Source organism: Cupriavidus sp. UBA2010 (assembly GCF_002335265.1).
Lineage (GTDB): Bacteria > Pseudomonadota > Gammaproteobacteria > Burkholderiales > Burkholderiaceae > Cupriavidus > Cupriavidus metallidurans.
Genome location: NZ_DDCI01000036.1, coordinates 278,107 through 299,769 on the forward strand (window position 1 = coordinate 278,107; position 21,663 = coordinate 299,769).

Annotated in this window: 15 protein-coding genes; 7 read left to right on the top strand and 8 right to left on the bottom strand. The window is 66.4% G+C overall.

The features are described from left to right. Positions 1 to 36 precede the first annotated feature (36 nt). Positions 37 to 1,110 (top strand): ornithine cyclodeaminase, encoded by a 1,074-nt coding sequence (locus B2246_RS28535; protein WP_234706938.1) that lies wholly within the window; start codon positions 37 to 39, stop codon positions 1,108 to 1,110. 102 nt (positions 1,111 to 1,212) lie between these two features. Here B2246_RS28535 and B2246_RS28540 read toward each other — a convergent pair whose 3' ends face one another. The 5 genes from B2246_RS28540 to B2246_RS28560 form a co-directional block, all read right to left on the bottom strand. Then, complete coding sequence (locus B2246_RS28540; protein WP_035881507.1) at positions 1,213 to 1,812, bottom strand: helix-turn-helix domain-containing protein; 600 nt, start codon at positions 1,810 to 1,812, stop codon at positions 1,213 to 1,215. A 483-nt stretch (positions 1,813 to 2,295) separates the two neighbouring features. Then, complete coding sequence (locus B2246_RS28545) at positions 2,296 to 3,672, bottom strand: sigma-54-dependent transcriptional regulator (RefSeq protein ID WP_008643567.1); 1,377 nt, start codon at positions 3,670 to 3,672, stop codon at positions 2,296 to 2,298. Continuing rightward, the gene (locus tag B2246_RS28550; protein ID WP_035881509.1) at positions 3,662 to 5,530 is read right to left on the bottom strand and encodes a sensor histidine kinase; all 1,869 of its coding nucleotides are present in this window, start codon (positions 5,528 to 5,530) and stop codon (positions 3,662 to 3,664) included. Before B2246_RS28550 ends, B2246_RS28545 begins: the two co-directional genes overlap by 11 nt. A gap of 242 nt (positions 5,531 to 5,772) precedes the next feature. Continuing rightward, complete coding sequence (locus B2246_RS28555) at positions 5,773 to 7,080, bottom strand: dicarboxylate/amino acid:cation symporter (RefSeq protein WP_008643565.1); 1,308 nt, start codon at positions 7,078 to 7,080, stop codon at positions 5,773 to 5,775. 295 nt (positions 7,081 to 7,375) lie between these two features. Beyond that, entirely contained in the window at positions 7,376 to 10,741 is a 3,366-nt protein-coding gene (locus B2246_RS28560; RefSeq protein WP_286879651.1) for a diguanylate cyclase, read from the bottom strand. 277 nt (positions 10,742 to 11,018) lie between these two features. On the opposite strand from B2246_RS28560, the gene B2246_RS28565 reads away from it, so the two are divergent. The 4 genes from B2246_RS28565 to B2246_RS28580 all read left to right on the top strand — a co-directional run bounded on the left by B2246_RS28565 (position 11,019) and on the right by B2246_RS28580 (position 15,389). Further along, positions 11,019 to 11,420 (top strand): nuclear transport factor 2 family protein, encoded by a 402-nt coding sequence (locus B2246_RS28565; RefSeq protein WP_035881446.1) that lies wholly within the window; start codon positions 11,019 to 11,021, stop codon positions 11,418 to 11,420. A gap of 207 nt (positions 11,421 to 11,627) precedes the next feature. After that, entirely contained in the window at positions 11,628 to 12,506 is an 879-nt protein-coding gene (locus tag B2246_RS28570; RefSeq protein WP_008643562.1) for a c-type cytochrome, read from the top strand. Positions 12,507 to 12,668: 162 nt separating this feature from the next. Further along, positions 12,669 to 13,127, top strand: a complete 459-nt coding sequence (locus tag B2246_RS28575) for a (2Fe-2S)-binding protein (RefSeq protein ID WP_008643561.1) — start codon at positions 12,669 to 12,671, stop codon at positions 13,125 to 13,127. Positions 13,128 to 13,136: 9 nt separating this feature from the next. Then, the gene (locus B2246_RS28580; RefSeq protein ID WP_008643559.1) at positions 13,137 to 15,389 is read left to right on the top strand and encodes a xanthine dehydrogenase family protein molybdopterin-binding subunit; all 2,253 of its coding nucleotides are present in this window, start codon (positions 13,137 to 13,139) and stop codon (positions 15,387 to 15,389) included. 104 nt (positions 15,390 to 15,493) lie between these two features. On the opposite strand, the gene B2246_RS28585 is transcribed toward B2246_RS28580, so the two are convergent. Together B2246_RS28585 and B2246_RS28590 are read right to left on the bottom strand one after the other, a co-directional pair. Further along, the gene (locus B2246_RS28585; protein WP_008643558.1) at positions 15,494 to 16,294 is read right to left on the bottom strand and encodes an anti-sigma factor family protein; all 801 of its coding nucleotides are present in this window, start codon (positions 16,292 to 16,294) and stop codon (positions 15,494 to 15,496) included. Beyond that, positions 16,281 to 16,910 carry an RNA polymerase sigma factor gene (locus B2246_RS28590; RefSeq protein WP_008643556.1) on the bottom strand — a complete coding sequence of 210 codons (630 nt, stop codon included), beginning with the start codon at positions 16,908 to 16,910 and terminating at the stop codon, positions 16,281 to 16,283. Before B2246_RS28590 ends, B2246_RS28585 begins: the two co-directional genes overlap by 14 nt. Before the next feature lie 231 nt (positions 16,911 to 17,141). On the opposite strand from B2246_RS28590, the gene B2246_RS28595 reads away from it, so the two are divergent. Next, a complete protein-coding gene (locus B2246_RS28595; RefSeq protein ID WP_017514820.1) occupies positions 17,142 to 18,032 on the top strand; it encodes a metallophosphoesterase family protein in 891 nt (296 codons plus the stop codon). Continuing rightward, complete coding sequence (locus B2246_RS28600; protein WP_008643552.1) at positions 18,029 to 18,403, top strand: cupredoxin domain-containing protein; 375 nt, start codon at positions 18,029 to 18,031, stop codon at positions 18,401 to 18,403. Before B2246_RS28595 ends, B2246_RS28600 begins: the two co-directional genes overlap by 4 nt. Positions 18,404 to 18,448: 45 nt before the next feature. Here the strand turns inward: B2246_RS28600 and B2246_RS28605 are convergent, their stop codons facing one another. Continuing rightward, entirely contained in the window at positions 18,449 to 21,646 is a 3,198-nt protein-coding gene (locus B2246_RS28605) for an efflux RND transporter permease subunit (protein ID WP_008643550.1), read from the bottom strand. Positions 21,647 to 21,663 lie beyond the last annotated feature (17 nt).

Genomic DNA, 21,663 nt, shown 5'->3' on the forward strand with positions numbered 1-21,663 from the left:
GAGTCGAGCATGAAGCACGCACTGAAAGAAACCGGGATGACGCGATTCCTGGATGCCGGTGACGTTGCGGCGCTGGTGCGGCGCATCGGTGTCCCGGTGGCCATCATGCAGATGGCGGACTGTGTGCGGCAGGATTTCCTGCGCTGGGATGCGTTCGAGAAGTCGGCACGGCTGGCCAGCCATTCATCGGTGGGCGTGATAGAGCTGATGCCTGTCAGCGATGGCGTCCAGTTCGCGTTCAAGTACGTCAACGGACATCCGCGCAACGCGCGACACGCGCTGCCAACGGTGATGGCGTGCGGCATGCTGGCCGAAGTGGAGACCGGATTCCCGTTGCTGCTGGCCGATCTCACGCTGGCCACGGCCTTGCGCACCGCGGCGACATCGGTGCTCGCCGCGCGCGCCATGGCGCGGCCCGGCGTGCGGACCATGGCGTTGATCGGCAACGGCGCCCAGGCCGAATTCCAGTCGCTGGCCTTCCATGCAGGCCTCGGTATCGAGACGGTACGCGCCTTCGACATCGACTCGCATGCCACCGCACGGCTGATGCGCAACCTCGCGGCTGTGCCGGGGCTGAGCATCGTGCCGACACGTTCGGTGCGAGAGGCGCTCGACGGTGCCGATATCGTCACCACGGTAACGGCGGACAAGACCCGCGCAACGATCCTGACACCGGACATGATCCGGCCGGGGATGCATCTCAACGCCGTGGGGGGGGATTGCCCGGGCAAAACCGAGCTGCACGTCGACATCCTGCATCGCGCGCGGATCATGGTGGAGTACGCGCCGCAGTCGCGCATCGAAGGAGAGATCCAGCAGTGGCCGGAGGCACCGGTCAGTGAGCTGTGGCAAGTGTTGTCGGGCGCGGTGCCGGGGCGTGCCAGTGCGGATGACGTGACGATCTTCGATTCTGTCGGTTTCGCGCTGGAAGACTACTCGGCGCTTCGCTGGCTCCATGCGGCGGCCATCGCGCATCACGCGGGCCAGTTCATCGAGCTTGTGGCCTTGCCGCCAGATCCGCGCGATCTCTACGGATGGATGATGAAGCCGGATATCGCCATACCCGGTGCGATGAGCGATGTTCCCGGGAAGGCCGTCGCCCTGGCGTGAGGCATCGCCAACGCCAGGCGCATGCCGTGACAATTGGCGCGCCCAATGGCACAACGGCCCGGACTTGTGTCCGGGCCGTTGTCGTATCGGGAATCAGGCGGGTCAGGCGCCCACGCGCCCCATCATCAGTTGGGCGCGCAGAAATCCCTTGATCTCTTCCAGCGACGGTGTCTTGAGGAACACCATGATGCCCCATTGCTGGAGCGCGTCAGCCACGCCGTCGTAGGCCTGGCGGTTCGTGATTACCGCGAAGACCACGTGCTGGCGCGAGAAGAAATTCTGCAGCTTCTCGATCGTCGCCGATTGCGCGTCATTGAGTTCTTCAACGTAGTAAAGCACCACGCGCGGACGTGAATCGACCGATGTGATCACCGTGTCCACCACGTCCTCGAGCACCTGGCTTTTGAGCGGCAACGACCATTTGCCAAGCTGCGCGCTGATGCGTTGCGCTTCCACATGGTTCGGATGGAAGACCAGCAGATCGAGGTCGTGCTCCATCGCCGCGTCTGGCACGGACCGGCTGGCGAGCAAGCGGTGCACCGTTTCCTTGTGGATACGGCGGTGGCCGCCGTTGGTTTTCCAGGCGCCAAGCTCACCCCGTTCGACCATCTTCTGGACGGTGCCCAACGAGACGTTCAGGAGTTTTGCTGCGGTGCGCGTGCTGTAGTATGGCTTTTCAGCCAGTTCTGGATCCAGTTTCATCCAATCACCCGTAGTATCGATCAGCAGCTCGGCGCGCAACGCGCACGCCGTGGCGCCTTCGGACACGCCACGCCGGTTAAATACCGGGCTGTCGAATTTTTACTGACCCTGATGCGTGCGACCCGCTCCCCGGCTGGTCTTTGTTGCTTTTGCATTTGCTACGTGACATGACAACGGCTACAGGATGCCGTGCACGTTTTCGGTGCCTGCAGTCTTGTGCTGCCTGGTACCTGTCTACACCATCAAATCGCATCTCTGCGAAAACGTCACTAGTATGGCCCCTTGATACGCACTCGTCACAGCCAGAGTCATGACTGACGTCACACTTTTGTCGTTTAACGTACGCTGCGCGGATCGCGTGGACAGGTGAGTGCAAAGATCATGTTGCGATATGTATCAGACGTTCTTCACATGACGATTGCAGAGACTCCCCGCGTGGTCGCCAGTTCCCATCAAAACGGCATTTTGTAAGTTGCCACATTCTCATGACGAAAGTCCGTACTTGCGGACCTTGTCGAAAAGAGTGGTCTTGGCAATGCCGAGCGACTCGCCGGCGCGTGTCAGATTTCCATCATGGCGGCGCAGCGCGTCTGCTATCAGTGCACGTTCGAACTGTTCTACCGCCTGCGCCAGCGGCAAGGCCGCGGGTGGCGCCATATCGTGTCCGCCTTCTCCTGGCCGGCATCCCAGCCCCAGCACGTGGCGCTCGGCCAGGTTGCGCAACTCGCGCACGTTGCCGGGCCACGGGTAGGCCATCAATCCGGCCATCTCGGCTGGCGTGGGCGGTATCGCCTCGCGTTCGAATCGCAGCGCGGCCTGCGCGACGAAGTGCTCGAACAGCAGCGGGATGTCTTCCCGGCGCTCTCGCAACGGCGGAAGCTCAAGCGTGACGACATTGAGACGGTAATAGAGATCGGCGCGGAACTGGCCCAATTCGGCCGCCGCGCGCAGATCGGCCTTGGTGGCCGCCACCACGCGCGTGTTGACCTGCACCGCTTGATTCGAGCCCAGCCGCTCCACCACACGCTCCTGCAACACGCGCAGCAGCTTGATCTGCATCTGCATCGGCATGCTCTCGATTTCGTCGAGAAACAGCGTGCCGCCTTCAGCGTGTTCGATCTTGCCGATGCGGCGTTTGGCCGCACCCGTGAACGCGCCGGCCTCATGGCCGAAGATCTCGGATTCGAACAGTTGCTCGGGCAGCCCGCCGCAATTGATCGGCACGAAATGCCGCGCCCGCCGCGCGCTGGCTTCGTGCAGGCAGCGTGCCACCAGTTCCTTGCCGGTGCCGGTCTCACCATGAATCAGCACGCTCGCGGTCGTGTTGCCGAGGCCGGTGATCATCTGGCGCAGGCGCTCGATGGCGGGCGAATGACCGATCAGGCGCGCGGAGAGCGATTCCTGCCCCGCCAGCCGGGCTCGCAGGTCTGCCACCTCGAGTGCCAGGCGACGCTTCTCCAGCGCGCGCCGGCAAGTGGCCACGAGCCGTTCGGGCGAGAACGGCTTCTCGATGAAATCGTAGGCGCCCTGTTTCATGGCCTGCACGGCCAGCGTGATATCGCCATGGCCGGTGATCATGATGACGGGCAGCGCGGCATCGCGCGACGCGAGTTCGCGCAGCAGCGCCATGCCGTCCGATCCCGGTAGGTTGATATCGCTGACGACAATGCCCGCGTAGCCGGTATCGACCTCACGCAGCGCGGCTTCGGCGCTGCCTACCGCGCGTGTGGCAATGCCTTCGAGGCGCAGCGCCTGTTCGCAGCCGAGCCGCACGTCGGCGTCGTCCTCGACAATGAGCACGGTCAGCACGGGGCTCGTTGCCTCGGCGTTCAGGGGCGCTTCGATCGGGTTAGCGGACATGGCGAAGTGTCTCGCGCGCCTGCGGCAGTGCCAGCGTGAAGCAGGCGCCGCCATCGGGGTGATTGATCGCGCTCAGGTTGCCGCCGTTCTCGTTGAGGATGCCGGCGGACAGGGTGAGTCCAAGGCCGAGCCCTTCGCCCGCGGGTTTGGTGGTGAAGAACGGTTCGAACAGCTTCGCGAACGCGGCTTCGGAGAGGCCCGGGCCGTTGTCCCGCACCGTCAGATGCACCATGCCACCGTTTTCGCCGGTCTCGTAGGCGTGCAACGACAGCAGGGGATCGGGGCGATCGCGCAGCGCGTCGAGCGCATTGCCGATCAGGTTGACCAGCACCTGTTCGAGGCGGTTCGGATCGCAGGCCACGGCCAGGTGCGGGTCGATCTGGCGCTCGATGCGCGGCGCCACGGCCGTCACACGCGTTTCCAGCAGGAACAGCGCGTTTTCGACCGCGTCGCCCAGATGCGCCACGCTGCGCTGGCTTGCCGACGGATTGCGGGCGAACGACTTGAGCGCGCCCGTGATGCGACCCATCCGCTCCACCAGTCCGACGATCTTGTCCAGGTTGTGCTGCACTGTCTCGTAGTCGCCGCGCTCCAGGAACTTGCCCGTGTTGCCGGACAGTGTGCGCAGCGCGGTCAAAGGCTGGTTCAGTTCGTGCGCGATGCCGGCCGACATCTGGCCTACAGCGGCGAGCTTGCCCGCCTGCATCAGGCCGTCCTGGGCCTGTCGCAACACCGTCTCGGTGCGGATCCGTTCGGCCACTTCGGCGTGAAGCTGCTGGTTGCTGGCGGACAGATCGGCGGTGCGCTCGGCCACCTTGCGCTCGAGTTCGCTGTTGGCCGCTTCCAGCGCGGCGCGCGCGGCCAGTCGCTCGCTGATGATGCGCCGCCGCACGTTCCATGCAGCGGCAAGCAGCAGCACGAAGGCCGCCAGCACGCCGGCCAGCGCGGCACTGTTGAGCGCGGCCACGCGTGCCTGGGAGGTGTTGGTGAGCAGGGTGAGATTCCAGTCCGTGCCCGCCAGCGCCAGATGCTGGGCCAGCATTGGCGGGCCCTGGCGCAGACGCATCAGCGCGTCGCCGCCCTCGGCCGGGCCGCTGCCGAGCGCGCGGACTTTGGACAGTTCCAGTTGCGGCAACGGCGCGCGGTTGTACTGCAGGCTGCGGTCCAGCTTCGCGCGTTGGTCGGCGGAGAGCGGCCGCAGGGCGGCCAGCTTCCATGACGGGTCGGAGGCCAGGATCACCACGCCATTCTCGTCGGCCAGCAGCATCTGGCTGTCGTTGCCCTGCCAGCGGTTCTCCAGCGGTTCGAGGCCGATCTTGACCACGGCCACGCCCTGAGGCCGGTCACGGTCGCCGAGCGGCGCGGACAGGTAGTAGCCGGATTCGCTGCGCGTGGTGCCCACGCCGTAGAAGCGCCCGAGCTGGCCGTCGATGGCCGTGCGGAAATAGGGGCGGAAGCTCAGGTCTTCGCCCAGGTAGCTGTCGGGGCGCTGGTAGTTGCTCGTTGCCAGCACCTTGCCGTGGGCGTCGAGCACATAGACCACGCGCGTGCCGGCGCGGATGTTCAGCGATGCCAGATAGGCATTGGCCTGCGCCACGCGTGCGGGATCGCCCGGCTCGCGCAGCAGCCCGTCGATCCGCGCGTCCAGCGACAGCAGGCTCGGCACGTAGTCGTAGCGCGCCAGTTCGCTTTCCAGCGCCTGGGCGTAGAGCCGCAGCTGCACCTGGCCGCGCTCGGCCTGGCGGGCCAGCGCGGTGTCGTACGTATAGCGATAGCCGAGCCACCCGGCCAGCGTGACCAGGGCGGCCAGCGCGAGCAGGGCGACGAACGGCGCGACGCGACGCCATGGCGAGGGCATACCGCCGCCCTCGGACTGGCCGGGAACGGGGATGGATTCAAGGGGGGCAATCATGCGGAATCGGTGATACGGGCGCCAATGAGTGCTGTATGAGGCATTTATCGAATGCTTTCACGCATTCGGGTGATGCGAGCCATCGGCAAGGCGACGTTTTACCACACCCGGCGTTACAGCCGCCAAAAAGCAAAAAGGCCCGGTTACCTGATCGGCAACCGGGCCCTGGCACGCCTGGGAGCAATAACCTACTTGCTCGCCAGGACCTGAGCGGGTGTCAGGCCGGCATTGCTGTCCTCGGAGGTGTCTGCCTCCTCGGAGAGTTCCGGCGCGCCGATCGCGCCTTCGCTTTTGGCGACGACGGTCGTGGCAATGGCATTGCCAAGCACATTGGTCACGGTCCGGCCCATATCGAGGATATGGTCGATACCGAGGACGAGCAGGATGCCGGCTTCGGGCAGGCCGAACATCGGCAGAACGGCGGCTACCACCACCAGCGAGGCGCGCGGCACGCCGGCGATGCCCTTGCTGGTGACCAGCAGCACCAGCAGCATGGTGATCTGCTGGGTCAGCGAAAGCTGGATCCCATACACCTGCGCCACGAACAGGGCGGCAAAGGAGGTGTACATGATCGAGCCGTCAAGGTTGAACGAGTAGCCCAGCGGCAGCACGAAGTTCGTGATGCGCGGCTTGACGCCGAAGCGCGTCAGCTGGTCGATCACCTTCGGGTAGGCCGATTCGCTGCTGGCCGTGGCGAAGCCGATCATCAGCGGCGCGCGCAGCGTGCGCATCAGGCGGAAGACGTCACGACCCAGGAAGAAGTAGCCACCCGCGATCAGTGCCAGCCACAGCAGCGCCAGCGCTGCGTACACGCTGCCCAGCAGCTTGGCGTAGACCACCAGCACGCCCAGGCCCTGTGCCGAGATCACGGCGGAGACGGCGCCGAACACGCCCAGCGGCGCGAAGGCCATCACGTAGTTGGTGACCTTGAGCATGATGTGGCCCAGGCCATCGATACCGGCCAGCACGGGCTTGCCCACGCCGTCCTTGAGGGTACCCAGCGCGAAGCCGAAGAACAGCGAGAACACCACGATCTGCAGCACTTCGTTGGTGGCCATCGCTTCCACGAAGCTCTTCGGGAACATGTGGGCGATGAAGTCGCGCAGGTTCAGCGCGCCGGTCTTCAGGTTCGACGCGGCGTCGGCGGCCGGCAGCGGCAGGTTCATGCCGTGGCCCGGGGCCAGCAGGTTGGCCATCAGCAGGCCCAGCAGCAGCGACGTGATCGACGCGGCCATGAACCAGGCCATCGCCTTCAGGCCGATGCGGCCGACGGTCTTGCCGTCGCCCATGCTGGCAATGCCGGAAACCAGTGTGGCGAACACCAGCGGGCCGATGATCATCTTGATCATCCGCAGGAACACGTCGGTCAGGATCGACAGGTGATCGGCGATCGACTTCGCGGTTGCGGCGTCCGGCGACATGTTGTGCACGGCAGCGCCGACGAGCACGCCTAGCAGCATCGCGACGAAGATCAGGGTTGGCAGTCGTTTTGTCATCGTGGGTACATCCTCCTTTGTACTGTGGCGGCCCCCGCGTGTTTCCTCTTGGGGATGGCGCGGCCGCGCTTGTGTGCCCTACGGCGGCGCCTAAATCGCACGAGCCGTGCCAGCCCGGTTGCATCTGGATACAGATGTAAGTGGATGAATACAAAGGGATTTTCTGAGTGATGCGTACGCGCCGTTCGGAAATCCGGATGCGGAAGCAAAAACGCCGTTCGGATTTCCGAACGGCGTAAGGGGAGGGGAGGTGCCGAGAGTGCCGTGGAGGGCACCCGGGCGAGACGCAGGCTCGTCAGGCGTCCGCGTTCTCGCAGATCTCCAGGAAAATCTCTATCGGCATGGGGCGACCGATAGCGTAGCCCTGTGCGTAGTCGACGCCAATCGCGCGCAGCACGCGCAGCGTGGTTTCGTCCTCGACCCATTCGGCCACCGTGCGCACGCCGAGCCGGTGGCCGATGTCGTTGATCGAGCTGACGATCTCGCGATCCACCACGTTGTCGGCCAGGTTGCGGATGAAGCTGCCGTCGATCTTCAGGTAGTCCACCGGGAACTGCTTCAGGTACGCGAACGACGACAGCCCCGAGCCGAAGTCGTCCAGCGCCACGGTGCAGCCCGCGTGGCGCATCTCCTTCAGCAGGCGGCTGGCGGCGGTCATGTTGTGGATCAGCGCGGTTTCGGTGATCTCCAGCACCAGGCGCGCTGCGGGCAGCATCGAATCTTCCAGCGTGCTGTGCAGGAATGGCAGCAGGAAGGGTTCCCCGAGCGAGTTGGCGGACAGGTTGATCGACACCACCAGATCCGGCACCCGCGCCAGCCGTTCGCCGAACTGGTGGAGCACGTTGCGGATCACCCAGCGGTCGACATGGCCCATCAGGTCGTAGCGTTCTGCCGCGGGGATGAACGCGCCGGGCATGATCAGGGTGCCCTGTTCGTCGACCATCCGTACCAGCACCTCCACGTGGCGCGCGTGCTCGATCTCGGGCTGCAGCGGTTGGATTTCCTGCACGTACAGGCGGAAGCGGTTAGCCTCCAGCGCCGAGTGAATGCCCGCCGCCACCTCGAGTTCGCGATGGTGGCGTCTGGCATCGCTTTCGTCGCGGCGGTAGACCGACACGCGGTTGCGGCCGGCTGCCTTGGCGGCGTAGCAGGCCACGTCGGCACGGCTCATCAGTTCGCTGACCGGTGGCGCGTCGGCGTCGATCGCGGCAATGCCGATGCTGGCGCCCACGTCATAGACGCGCCCTTCCCACGGAAAGCGGCGCTCGCGGATCGCGTTGATGACCTTCTGGCAGACCTGCTCGGCGTGGTCGATGCTGCAATCCTTGAGCAGCAACGCGAACTCGTCGCCCCCCAGGCGCGCCAGCAGGTCGTCGGGGCGCACATGGTGGCGGATCACGTAGCCAAGCTCGCGCAGCAGCACGTCGCCGGCCCCGTGGCCGGCTGTGTCGTTGACGATCTTGAAGCGGTCCAGATCGATGAAGCAGAGCGCGGTGCGGTGTCCATGCAAGCGCGCCTGCTCGCACGCCTCGCGCAGGCGCTTTTCGAACCAGGCCCGGTTGGGCAGCCCGGTCAGGGCGTCGTGGGTGGCCGAGTGGGCCAGTTCGCGCTGCATCGCCCGTGACGAGGTGATGTCCTGGAACACGAGCACCGCGCCAAGCACGCCGCCATCGTTGGTCAGCACCGGCGCGGCGGAGTCCTGCACGTCGTGCCGCTCGCCGGTCAGGCTCTGCAGCACCGCGCCTTCCTGCAGGTAGGCTGGGCGCAGCGTTTCCAGACATTGCTCGACCGGGCTCGGGATCGTGAGTCCGGTGATCTCGTCGACGATGCGGAACACCTGATCGAGCGGCTGGCCCATCGCGGCATCCAGACTCCAGCCCGTAAGCTGTTCGGCGATCGGGTTCATGAACGTGACGCGCATCACGCGGTCCGTGCAGATCACGGCGTCGCCGATCGAGCGCAGCGTGATCTGCAGCCGTTCCTTTTCCTCGAACAGCGCGCGTGTCAGCGTGCGTTGCTCAGTGATGTCCCAGTTCGTGCCGACCAGCGAGTGGGCGGTGCCGTCCTCGTGGCGCGAGATCATGGCCATGGCGCGCACATGCCGGGTCTCGCCGGCAGGGCGAACGATGCGGTATTCGGTATCGAACCGGCGCGCGCCGCGGATGGCCTGGCGCATCTCCGAACTGACGCGGCTGACATCCTCGGGATGGATCTTCGCGATCCACTCGGCCAGCGAAGGCGGCCCGAGTTCCATATCCGTGCCGTGCAGCGCATACATGCGTGCGTCCCACGTGATGGCCGCCGTGTTGAAGTCCCATTCCCAGATGCCTACGCCACCGGCCTCGACGGCGAGCTGTGTGCGGCGGGTCTGTGCCTCGAGCTGTTCCTGGGCCAGCTTGCGCGTGTGAATGTCCTCGATCTGGGCGATGAAATGCCGGGGCTCGCCCGAGTGCTCGTCGCGCACCAGGGAGACCGCCAGCAGCGCCCACAGGTAGTGGCCCTGCTTATGCCGGTAACGTTTCTCGAGCCGGTATGCGTCGATCTCGCCCGCCAGCAGCCGGTCGAGCTGGCTCAGGTCGGCGGCGAGATCCTCGGGGTGGGTCATGACCTGGAACGGCAGGTCGCGCAGTTCCTCGGCGCTGTAGCCGAGCAGATCCACCATCGCCCGATTGACCAGTTGCCACTTGCCATCGAGGCCGACCAATGCCATGCCGATGGCCGAATGTTCGAGCGCCTGCCGGAAGCGGCGTTCGCTACTGCGCAGCTCGGCCCGGCCATTGCGGTTCTGCTCGGTCATGAACGCGATGCAGATCGGGAAGACCAGGATCAGCGCGCCTGAAAGCGGCGTGGTACGCGAGACCAGGAACTGCATGCCACCCAGATGCGCGATGCTCTCCAGAGCCAGCGCCGAGACCAGCGTCAGCAGCGCCGTGGCGAACGGATTGCTGGCCAGTGCCACGATGACCAACGGCAGGGACATCACGACGAACGGCTCGTGGCCGGCCAGGATCGCGCCCGTGCCGATCGCCATGCACAGCACGAACAGTGCAATCAGGCGCAGCAGCATCGGGCGGCGCAGCGCGGCCTGCACGCGCTCGCGCGAGATCGACACCATGAGTGGCAGCAGCATCACCATGCCGATGGCGCCGGCGTTCCACCACGCCCACCACACGCGCGGAAACTGGGTGCCGTATGCGGTGGCCAGCACGGCGGCGCCGGGCACGCCGCTGATGGCCGGCCCGAGCGTGGCCGCCACGCCGAGCTTGAGCGCGAAGGTGGCCAGCGGTCCGGTGCGTGCCAGGGTGCCACTGCTGGACATCAGCCGCAGCAGCATGGCCATCCCGCCAATCTCGAGCAGGTTCGCCCCGGCCAGCAGCAGCGCCACGCCAGCAGTGTGGTGGGCCAGCAGGTTGGCGACGACGTCTGCTGCCAGCATCGACGCGAGCAGTGCCGGCGCCTCCTGTCGGGGGCGGTGCAGCAGAAGGCCCAGCCCGAAGGCGTTGCCCATCCACAGCATGGCGCCGGTGCCGGGCTGCCGGCCCAGCCAGATCCCCGCTGTCGCCAGCGCGAAGTAGCCCACGGCGGCCAGCAGCAGGCCCCAGCGGGCAGCCGGCACAGGTATCGGGAGGGTGGAACGGGTCGCGACCGTCTCAGGCGTCATCTTTCTCGCTATCCGGGGGCGCAGGCGCCGGGCGTTGCCGGTGTGGGTGCGATGGTCGGACCCTGCCCAGCGTATGGCGCACTTTATTCCCGCCGGGTGGAATCCAAGCGGCAATAAAGAGGGATTGCCGAGGCTTTGTTAGGGGTGGCGTTCGCGGCAGAAGTTTGGTATGGGCGCGAATTGCGGCGATTACCTCATGCGTAATCGCGCCGCTTCGGGCGGGCGACGATCATGCAGACATACCGCATCACAACCCGCAGACATCAAGGAGCGCAACATGACCGAAATCGCCGCCAACATCGCCAACGTCGCCCTGACCGATCTGGCCGACCGCTATCTCGCCGCCTGGAACGAAACCGACGCAGCCCGTCGCCGCGACCTGATTGGCCGCGCCTGGACCGAGTCGGCGGTCTACGTCGACCCGCTGATGCGTGGCGAGGGCCACGCGGGCATCGACGCGATGATCGCCGGTGTGCAAGCCCGTTTCCCCGGCTTCCAGTTCCGCCGCGTCACGCCCGTGGATGCGCATGGCGAGCACATGCGCTTCACCTGGGAGCTGGGCCCAGCCGGCGAAGCCGCGCTGGTGGTCGGCACCGACTTCGCGACGGTTTCGGCCGATGGGCGGCTAAATGGCATGACCGGCTTCATCGACCGGGCGCCGGCCGGGCTGGCCGGGTGAGCGGGCGGGGTAAGCGGGCCGGGTAAGCGGGCGGGGTGAGCAGACCTTCCCGCTGAAGCGCTCCCCTTTCCCATCTTTTCCATCATTGGAAGAGGGGAGCAACTTCCCCCCACTCGCCACCATCTCGGTTCGTCTGTACCATCCCGCACGGAACATCCGGCACGCAGCCGCTCCAATCAGCCCGGCGGCTTCAGAGGGGGGGGACCGATGGACGTCAAACGTTTCTACCGGATTGCCAGTTCAGCGGCGGTCGCATTTATCGTGTTCGTGGTGATCGCGGTGGGCAGCACGTACTGGTGGGGCGGGCGCAAGCTCGTGCGCAAGATCGACGTGTCCGTGCAGCCGGTGGCCTTCCCGACGGATACCGGGGCGGTCGACCACGGCAAGTATCTCTACGAATCGCGCGGATGCATGGATTGCCACGGTGCCAACGGCGCGGGCAAACAGGTGTTTGACGAAGCCAATGGCCTGCGCGTGCGTGCCCCCGACATCACGCGAGGCAACCCCGACATCGAGAAGTATCAGCCACGTGACTGGGATCTGGCGATCCGTCATGGCGTGGCGCCTTCCGGGCGTCCGCTGCTGATCATGCCGAGCGAGGACTACAACCGGCTTTCCGATAACGACTTCGGGGCGCTCGTTGCCTACGTCCGCAGCCTTCCTGCCGGGGGCGGCCAGCCGGCCGAGATCCATCTGCCGTGGTTCATCCAGGGCCTGTACGGCGCAGGGGTGGTCAAGGATGCGGCCGAGAAGATCGACCACAGCCTGCCGCCGTCGCCACCGATCGCGGCTGCCTTGAATGCGCAGTACGGCGCCTACGTCGCCAATTCCTGCAAGGGATGCCACGGCGCCACGCTGCGTGGCGGCAACATTCCCGGGGCGCCGCCCGACTGGCCGGCCGCCGCCGACCTGCGCCCGTCCGGCGCGATGAAGACGTATCCGCAGGCAGAACAGTTCGTCGCCATGATGCGCAGCGGCAAACGGCCCGATGGCAGCGAGGTGAGCCGCGTGATGCCGTTCGGCGCGTTCGCGAAGATGAACGATACCGATCTCAATGCGCTGTATCTGTTCCTCGCCGGGAAATAATCCCGCTTTCGGTGCGCGCTGCCCGATGTGAGCGGCGCTGCGCAAGTTTTTTCCGTTTGCACTATGCTCCTCGGGTCTGCCGGCCTGGCCAGCCCCCGCGTCGCCAGGCCCGGCGGTAGATCGAACAACCGACTGGGCAATGCACCCAAGGAGTTTCCCCCGATGACTTCCCTCACCATCAACGGCAAGACCGTGGAGGTGGACGCCGATCCGTCCACGCCGCTGCTGTGGGCCCTGCGCGATAACCTCGGCATGACCGGCACCAAGTTCGGCTGCGGCATGGCCTCGTGCGGCGCCTGCACGGTCCATATCAACGGCACGGCCACGCGTAGCTGCGTGATGCCTATTTCCGGCACCGCCGGCAGCAAGATCACGACGATCGAGGCGATGGGCGACGACAAAGTCGGCCGCGCCGTGCTGGCCGCCTGGCTCAAGCACGACGTCGCGCAATGCGGCTACTGCCAGAACGGCCAGGTCATGAGCGCGGTGGGTCTGCTGCGCAGCAAGCCACGGCCGACTGACGCCGACATCGACCAGGCCATGGCCGGCAACGTCTGCCGCTGTGGCACCTATCAACGGATTCGCGCGGCCATCAAGGACGCAGCGCACGCCATCGCCTGAGGAGCCAACATGCGAATTCGTGGGATTGAAGCACTGGCCGGCGGCAGCGGCGAAGCAGTGAAAACTGGCGATGCCGTGGCGCCGCTGACGCGCCGTGGCTTCCTCAAACTGACCGGCATGGCCGGTGGCGGGCTGGCGCTCGGCATCGGTAGCGTCGTGGAATCGGCCCATGCGCAGGGTGCGGCCAAGCCGGCTTCCTCGCCGCAGGCCTTTCTGCAGATCGCGCCGGACAACACGGTGACGGTCGCCGTGAACCGGCTCGAATTTGGCCAGGGCGTGCATACCGCGCTGCCGATGGCGCTGGCCGAGGAACTCGACGTCGACTGGAAGAACGTGCGCGCCATGCTGGCGCCGGCAGGCGATCCTTACAAGGACCCGATGTTCGGCATCCAGATGACCGGCGGCTCCACGGCGGTCAATCATTCGTTCGAACAGTACCGCGAGCTGGGCGCGCGGGCGCGCGCGATGCTGATCGCCGCGGCGGCCCAGCAGTGGAAGGTGGACCCGGCAAGCTGCGCCACGTCGCTCGGCGTGGTGACTTCGGGCGCCAACCGCGCCACGTATGGCGAACTGGCGCAGGCCGCCATGGCGCAGCCGGTGCCGGCGCAGGTCAAGCTCAAGGACCCGGCGCAGTTCCGCATCGTCGGCAAGCCGACGCCGCGCCTGGATGCCGCTTCCAAGCTGCATGGCGATGGCGTGTTCGGCCTGGACGTGAAGCTCAAGGATATGAAGGTGGCCGTGGTGGCCCATCCGCCGCGCTTCGGTGGCAAGGTCAAGTCGTTCAATGCGGACAAGGCGCGCAAGATCAAGGGCGTGGCCGATGTCTTCCTGGTGCCCGTCGATCGTGGTGGCACTGGCGTGGCGGTGGTGGCCGACGGCTACTGGCCGGCCAAGACTGCGCGCGAGGCACTGGAAATCGTCTGGGAAGACGCAGGCTCGAAGGTCAGTTCGGCGGCGCTGTTCGACGAGTACAGCAAGCTGGCCGCGCAGCCGGGCACCGTGGCCAGGGCGCTGGAAGGCGGCAACATCGACACGGCGCTGTCCGGTGCCGCGAAGGTGATCGAGGCCGAGTACCGTGTGCCGTACCTGGCCCATGCGCCGATGGAACCGTTGAACTGCACGATGCAGGCCGAGATCGCCGCGAACAAGGCCACGGCCGTCAAGGTGTGGGTGGGCTCGCAGTTCCAGACCATCGACCAGGCCGCGATCGCGCGCACGCTGGGGCTCACGCCGGACAAGGTCACGCTCAATACGATGATGGCAGGTGGCGGCTTCGGACGCCGTGCCGTACCGACTTCCGACTATCTGGTGGAGTCGGCCAACGTGATGCGTAGCTGGATCGCCGCTGGCCACACCGAACCGCTCAAGGTGATGTGGAGCCGTGAGGACGACATCAAGGGTGGCTACTACCGTCCGCTGCACGTGCACCGCGCACGCGTCGGCGTGGACGCGCAAGGCAAGGTGGTGGGCTGGCAGCATACGATCGTCGGCCAGTCGATCATCACCGGCACGCCGTTCGAGCCGATGATGGTCAAGAACGGCGTCGATGCGACCATGGTCGAGGGCATCATCGAGAACGACTACGGCCTGCCGCTGCAGCTGAACGTGCATCACCCGAAGACCGACGTGCCCGTACTCTGGTGGCGCTCCGTGGGCAACACGCACACGGCGTTCGTCAAGGAAACGCTGGCTGACGAAATGGCCACTGCCGCCAAGCAGGACCCCGTGGCATGGCGCATGGCGCGGCTCGACGAGAAGGCGCACGCACGCCATCGCGCGGCGCTCCAGCTTGCCGTGGACAAGTCGGGCTACGGCAAGAAGAAGTTGCCCAAGGGACACGCCTGGGGCGTGGCCGTGCATGAATCGTTCGGCTCGGTGGTGGCGTACGTGGTCGACGTGTCGATCGAGAAGGGCCAGCCGAAGGTGCACCGCGTCACGGCGGGTGTGCATGCCAACCGCGTGGTCAACCCGCTGACCGCGGAAGCCCAGGTCCAGGGCGGCTGCGTGTTCGGCATTTCGATGACCAAGCCCGGGTTTGCGATCGAGATCGAGAACGGCGTGGTGAAGAACAGCAACTTCCCCGACTATCCGCCTCCCCGCATTACTGATGCGCCGGTGGTGGACGTGTTCTTCGTGCCGTCGAACGACAACCCGACCGGGCTCGGCGAGCCGGGCGTTCCGGCGATCTCGCCGGCGATCGCCAACGCGCTGTTCCGGCTGACGGGCAAGCGTCAGCGTCAGATGCCGTTTGTGCTGACCTGAGCGTTTGCGCGTTTGCGCGTTTGCGTGTTTGCGTTAAGGTGGGTTTGCTGCCCCCGCTCCCACAAATGGGAGCGAGGGCAGCAACACGAGCAATCCCACGGCTCCTAGCGTTCCACTCCCCCTTCCGCATTCCTCCACGCCTGCACGAAAGCGCGCAGGTCGCCGGCCGAGGCATCGGTCACGGCCCAGTAGCGCATGCCGTGCGCGCCCCAGGTTTCGATCTGGTAGCCCTGGCGTTCCCGTTCCCCCAGTGACCCCGAGTTATTGCCCGGTATGACGAACACGTCGATCGGATGCTGGTTGCGCCGGTAGACGATGACCGCCACGCGCTGACCATCGACGTAGTCGAGCCGTCCGCCTACCAGCGGGAATCCCGCCGCGCCCAGGTCGCGCACGTCGGGCGCGTAGTCGATGCGGCCGTTGAACCAGGGTTTGACGGTGTGCTGGTCCGACGACACGACGTCGATCGCGCGATTCGAGATCAGGCCACGCACGTGGCTGGCGACAATCGCGTTCGCGGTCAGGTCGCCCTCTGACGGCTGCTGATTGAACTGGAACAGGCTCAGTCCCACGGCCGCAGCCGTGATCGTGGCCAGTGCGGCGTTGGCGGCGGGCGACCATGTGAACCAACTGCGCCAGCCCGCGGGCTCGGCGGCGCCAGAGTCGGCAAATCCGGGTTCTGCGGGGGCGGGTAGCGATGCCACGATGCGCGCGCGCAGATCGGCTGGCGCGCGATGATAGGCCGCGCCATGACGGGTGGCCGCGCGCAGCGCCTGCAGGTTACGCAGGCTGTCGACGCACGACTCGCAATCTTCGAGGTGGCGTTCCAGGCGCACGCTGTCGGCCGCGCCGGCTTCGCCATCGGCGCAGGCCTGCAGCAGGTTGCGGGCGTCATTGCAGTCCATGGCGGGTGCCTCCTGCGGGTTGAACGATATCGGCCGGGGCGTTGGCGGTGTTGGGGGCGTCGGGATGGGCCAGCCGTACCGCGCCTTCGTCGCGCAAGGCCACGACGGTGGCGGCCAGCATTCGCCTGCCACGTGCCAGCCGCGACATCACGGTGCCGACCGGAATATCGGCGATGCGTGCGATGTCGCGGTAATGCAGTTCCTCCAGTTCGCGCAGCACCAGAACCTCCCGAAACACGACCGGCAGTCGCTCCAGCGCGGCATGCACCAGTCGCACATCCTCCTCGCGCACCAGCCACTGTTCCGGGTCGCCGGGCCCGCCATGCCAGTCGGGCAGCTCACCCGGTGGCGCGGCTTCGTCGTACTCCACCTCGGCAGCCGCCTTGCGCTTCTGCCACGTGGTGAACCACGTGTTGCGCACGATGGCCAGCAGCCACGGCCGGGGCTGGTCGCCGCGGAAACTGCCGAACAGCCGGAACGCGCGCAGGAATGCTTCCTGCACCACGTCATCGGCATCGCCCGAATTGCCGCATAACCAGCGGGCGAGGTTGTAGGCGGCGTCCAGATGCGGCAGCACCAGGTCGTCGAAGCGGCGGCGCGTGTTGGCGGCGTCCAAGTCAGTCCTTGCGTGTCGGCTGGTCGAAATGGCATAGCGGCATGAGTGCGTCTCCCCCGTTATACCGGCGCTGGGCCGATTCTATTCCCGGCGCTTGTCCGGCGCCAATGGTGTTCTCACCACTCCTGTGTGGTGGCACGGCAGTGGTGCATCAGAATCCCACGGTCCCGGGAATAAACGCCGGGCGCCTCCGGTATGACAGTCACCACCCACAGAACGAAGGAGGCTGTCATGCACGGAAACTGGAGTCGGCGCGACATATTGCGCCTGGCGGGCGCGGCAGGCGGTGCCGTGGTCGCATCGGCGCTGCCCGGCTGGGCGGCGGGGCGTGACGAGGACTTTGTGTTCGTGCAATTGTCCGATTCGCACTGGGGGTTCGAAGGGCCGCCGAATCCGGACGCGCGCGGCACGTTGCCCAAGGCCGTGGCGGCCGTCAACGCATTGCCGAGCCAGCCCGATTTCATCATGTTCACGGGCGACCTGACGCATTCCACCGACGATCCGGCCGAGCGCCGCCGCCGCATGACGGAGGTACGCGACATCATCGCGCCGCTGCGTGCGGGCGCGGTGCACCTGATGCCGGGCGAGCACGATGCCAGCCTGGACGCGGGCGAGGCATTCCGCGAGCTGTTCGGGCCCACGCACTACACCTTCGATCACAAGGGCCTGCACGCCATCGTGCTCGACAACGTGTCCGATCCGGCCGGCATGGTGGGCGAGGCGCAGCGCAAGTGGCTGGCCGACGACCTGGCGAAGCAGTCGCGCGACGCGCGCATCGTGGTGTTCACGCACCGGCCGCTGTTCGATCTCTATCCACAGTGGGATTGGGCCACGCGCGACGGCGCGCAGGTCATCGACATCCTGATGCCGTACCGCAACGTCACGGTGTTCTACGGCCATATCCACCAGGAGCATCACCATATGACCGGCCACATCGCGCACCATGCGGCGCGCTCGCTGATGTTTCCGCTGCCGGTCGCGGGGTCGCAGCCGAAGCGTTTGCCCATACCGTGGGATGCCGCGCATCCGTATCAGGGTCTGGGCTGGCGTCAGGTGACGGCGACACCGTCGCCTGACGGATTCCAGCTGGCCGAGGTCTCCGTTAACGGGAGCAAGGCATGAGCACAGCCAATGCAAGCCGTCGCACGCTGCTGGGCTGGATGCTGGCCGCCGCGGTGGTGCCCGTGGTGTCGGTGGTGAGCCGGAGTGATGCCGCGGCGCCGCGCGTGATCCCGATGCGCGCGCGGCGCTTCGTGTTCATCCCCGATCGCGTGAAGCTCAAGGCGGGTGAGACCGTGGTGCTGTCGATCACGGCGGAAGACGTGGTGATGGGATTTTCCGCGCCCGACTTCGACGTCCGTGCGGACCTGCCGCCTGGCCAGGCGATCAAGGTGACGCTGACGGCGGGCAAGCCCGGCAGCTATGGCTTCCTGTGCGACATCTTCTGCGGGTCGGGGCACGAGAACATGAGCGGCCTCATCGAGGTGACGTAGAGACGCCATCAGAATGGTTCTGGCGTTTCTCGGGCCGAAAGGCCGTCACTCGCCTTCGCCACCCATGTACTCGTGCGTCTTGCCGTGCGGTGTCTGTTGCGTGGGTGGCGGCTTGCCGCCGCGCGCGGCCTTGCGGCGCACGTACCAGTAGTGCGCGCGATCCAGGTAGAGATAGACCACCGGCGTGCTGAACAGCGTGAGCATCTGCGATACCACCAGCCCGCCGACCATCGCGTAGCCCAGCGGCCGACGCAGTTCGGACCCCGCGCCGTGCCCGAGCATAAGCGGCAGCCCCGCCAGCAGCGCGCACATCGTGGTCATCATGATCGGGCGGAAGCGCAGCAGACACGCCTCGTAGATCGCGTCGCGCGGAGACATGCCGCGCTCGCGCTCGGCCACCAGCGCGAAGTCGACCATCATGATGCCGTTCTTCTTGACGATGCCGATCAGCAGGATGATGCCGATCAGCGCGATCACGGTGAAGTCGTAGCCACCCAGCATCAGCACCAGCAGCGCGCCGACGCCGGCGGATGGCAGCGTCGAAAGAATCGTCAGCGGGTGGATATAGCTCTCGTAGAGCAGCCCCAGCACGATGTACACCGCGATCAGCGCGGCGGCGATCAGGTAGGGCTGCGAAGCCAGCGACGCGCCGAATGCCTGCGCGGTACCCTGGAACGCGCCGCCCAGCGTGCGTGGCCGCCCCATGCCGGCCAGGGCCTTGTTGATGGCCTCCACGGCATCGCCCAGCGACGCGCCCTGCGCCAGGTTGAACGAGATGGTCACGGCCGGGAACTGCCCCTGGTGGCCGATCGACAGGTAGGCCGTGCGGTTCGTGTCGATCTTCACGAACGACGAGAGCGGCACCTGCTCGCCGGTGATCGGGGACGTCAGGTAGAGCTTGTCGAACAGGCGTGGGTCGTCCTGCAGTTGCGGCGTGGCTTCGAGGACCACGTGGTAGCTGTTGATCTGCGTGAAGTACTGTGCCACCTGGCGCTGGCCGATCGCGTCGTAGATCGTGGCGTCGATCAGCGCCGGCGTGATGCCGAAGCTCGACGCGCGCGCGCGGTCGATCGTCAGCATGGCCGCGGCTGCGGAGTTTTGCTGGTCGGACGCTACGTCGGCCAGTTGCGGCAATTGGCGGAACCGCTCCAGGACGCGCGGCGCCCAGTCGTTGAGTTCGGCGAGATTGGCGTCGGTGAGCGTGTACTGGTACTGCGTGCGCGACAGCCGTCCGCCAACGTTGATGTCCTGTCCGGCTTGCAGGAACAGGTTGGCGCCCTCCACCTTGGCCAGCTTCGGTCGCAGCCGCGCGATGATCTCGTCGGCCGTGGCCGTGCGGCCTTCCTCCTTCGGGCGCAGCGCGATGAAGAAGTTGCCAGTGTTGACCGTGTTCTGCCCGCCTGTCATGCCGACGGCCGAGATGTCGGGGTCGCTGCGCACCACATCCGCCAGCGCCACCATGCGCGCATTCATCGACTTGAATGATGCATCCTGCGCGGACTCCGCGGTGCCGAACACGAAGCCGGTGTCCTGCTGGGGGAAGAAGCCCTTCGGGATGATCACGAACAGCACCACCGTGGTGGCCACGGTCAGCAGGAACACGCACAGCGTCAGGAACTGGTGATCGAGCACGTGATCGAGCCCGCGCCGGTACGCACCGAGCATCGCATCGAAGCCGCGCTCGAACATCAGGTAGAGCCGTCCGTGATGGCGGGCGTGGGCCGGGTCGTGCGGCTGCAGGAATTTTGCGCACATCATCGGCGTCAGCGTCAGCGAGACGATCACCGATACCGCGATCGTCAGCGTCACCGTGACCGCGAATTCGCGGAACAGCCGGCCGACGATGCCGCCCATCAGCAGCAGCGGGATGAACACAGCCACCAGCGACACGGAGATCGACACGATCGTGAAGGCGATCTCGCCGGCACCCTGCAGCGCGGCCTCCAGCGGCGACATGCCCGCTTCCACGTGGCGATAGATGTTCTCAAGCATCACGATCGCATCATCGACGACGAAGCCCACGGCAATCGTCAGCGCCATCAGCGACAGGTTGTCGCGGCTGTAGCCCAGCAGGTACATGCCACCGGCCGTGCCCAGCAGCGCCAGCGGCACGGTGATGCTCGGGATCACCGTGGCCCATACGTCGCGCAGGAACACGAAGATGATGCCGACCACCAGCACGATGGTCAGGATCAGCGTGAACTCGACATCGGCTTCCGAGGCGCGGATGTTCTGCGTGCGGTCAGCCAGCACGTTGACGTTGACCGCGGCTGGGATCGAGAGCTGCAGGCGGGGCAGGGCGGCCTTGATGCGGTCCACCGTGGCGATCACGTTGGCGCCCGGCTGCTTGGTCACGGCCAGGATGATCGCGCGGCCGTTGTGGAACGTGTTGTCAGCGGGGGCGGCGGCGCCGGCGAACGCCCAGCCCGCGAGCCGGTTGTTCTCGGGGCCATCCACCGCCACGCCGACATCGCGCACGCGCACCGGGGCGCCGTTGCGCCATGCCAGCACCATGTCGTTCCACGGCGCCGCGCGGGTGATCTGGTCGTTGGTGTAGACGTTGAAGGCCTGGGTCGCGCCATCGGTGGCGCCGGTTGGCTGGTTGACCGTGGTCGCCGCGATCACGCCACGGATGTCTTCCATGCTCAGGCCCATCGACGCGAGCTTGGCCGGGTCTACCTGGATGCGCACGGCCGGCTTCTGCTGGCCGCCAATGTTGACCAGGCCCACGCCTTCGATCTGCGAGATCTGCTGCGCCAGGATGTTGTCGGCGAAGTCATTGACGGTGGTCAGCGGCAGCGCGTCGGACTGCACCGCCAGCACCAGGATCGGCGCGTCGGCGGGGTTGATCTTGCGGAACGTCGGGGGTGTCGGCAGGTTCGACGGAAGCTGGCCGCCCGCGGCGTTGATGGCGGCCTGCACGTCCACGGCGGCGGCGTCGATGCTGCGGTTCAGGTCGAACTGCAGCGTGATCTGCGTGGTGCCTTGCGCGCTGGTCGACGTCATCTGCGACAGCCCCGCGATCAGCGAGAACTGCCGTTCGAGCGGCTGCGCCACGTTCGACGCCATCGTCTCGGGATTGGCGCCCGGCAGGTTGACCGTGACCTGGATCGTCGGAAAGTCCACCTGCGGCAGCGGGGCGATCGGCAGCAGCGGCCACGCGGCCAGGCCAACGAGCAGCAACGCGAGCGCCAGCAGCGAGGTGCCGATCGGCCGCTTGATGAAGGTGGCCGAAATACTCATGGGTGGCTCATCGGAAG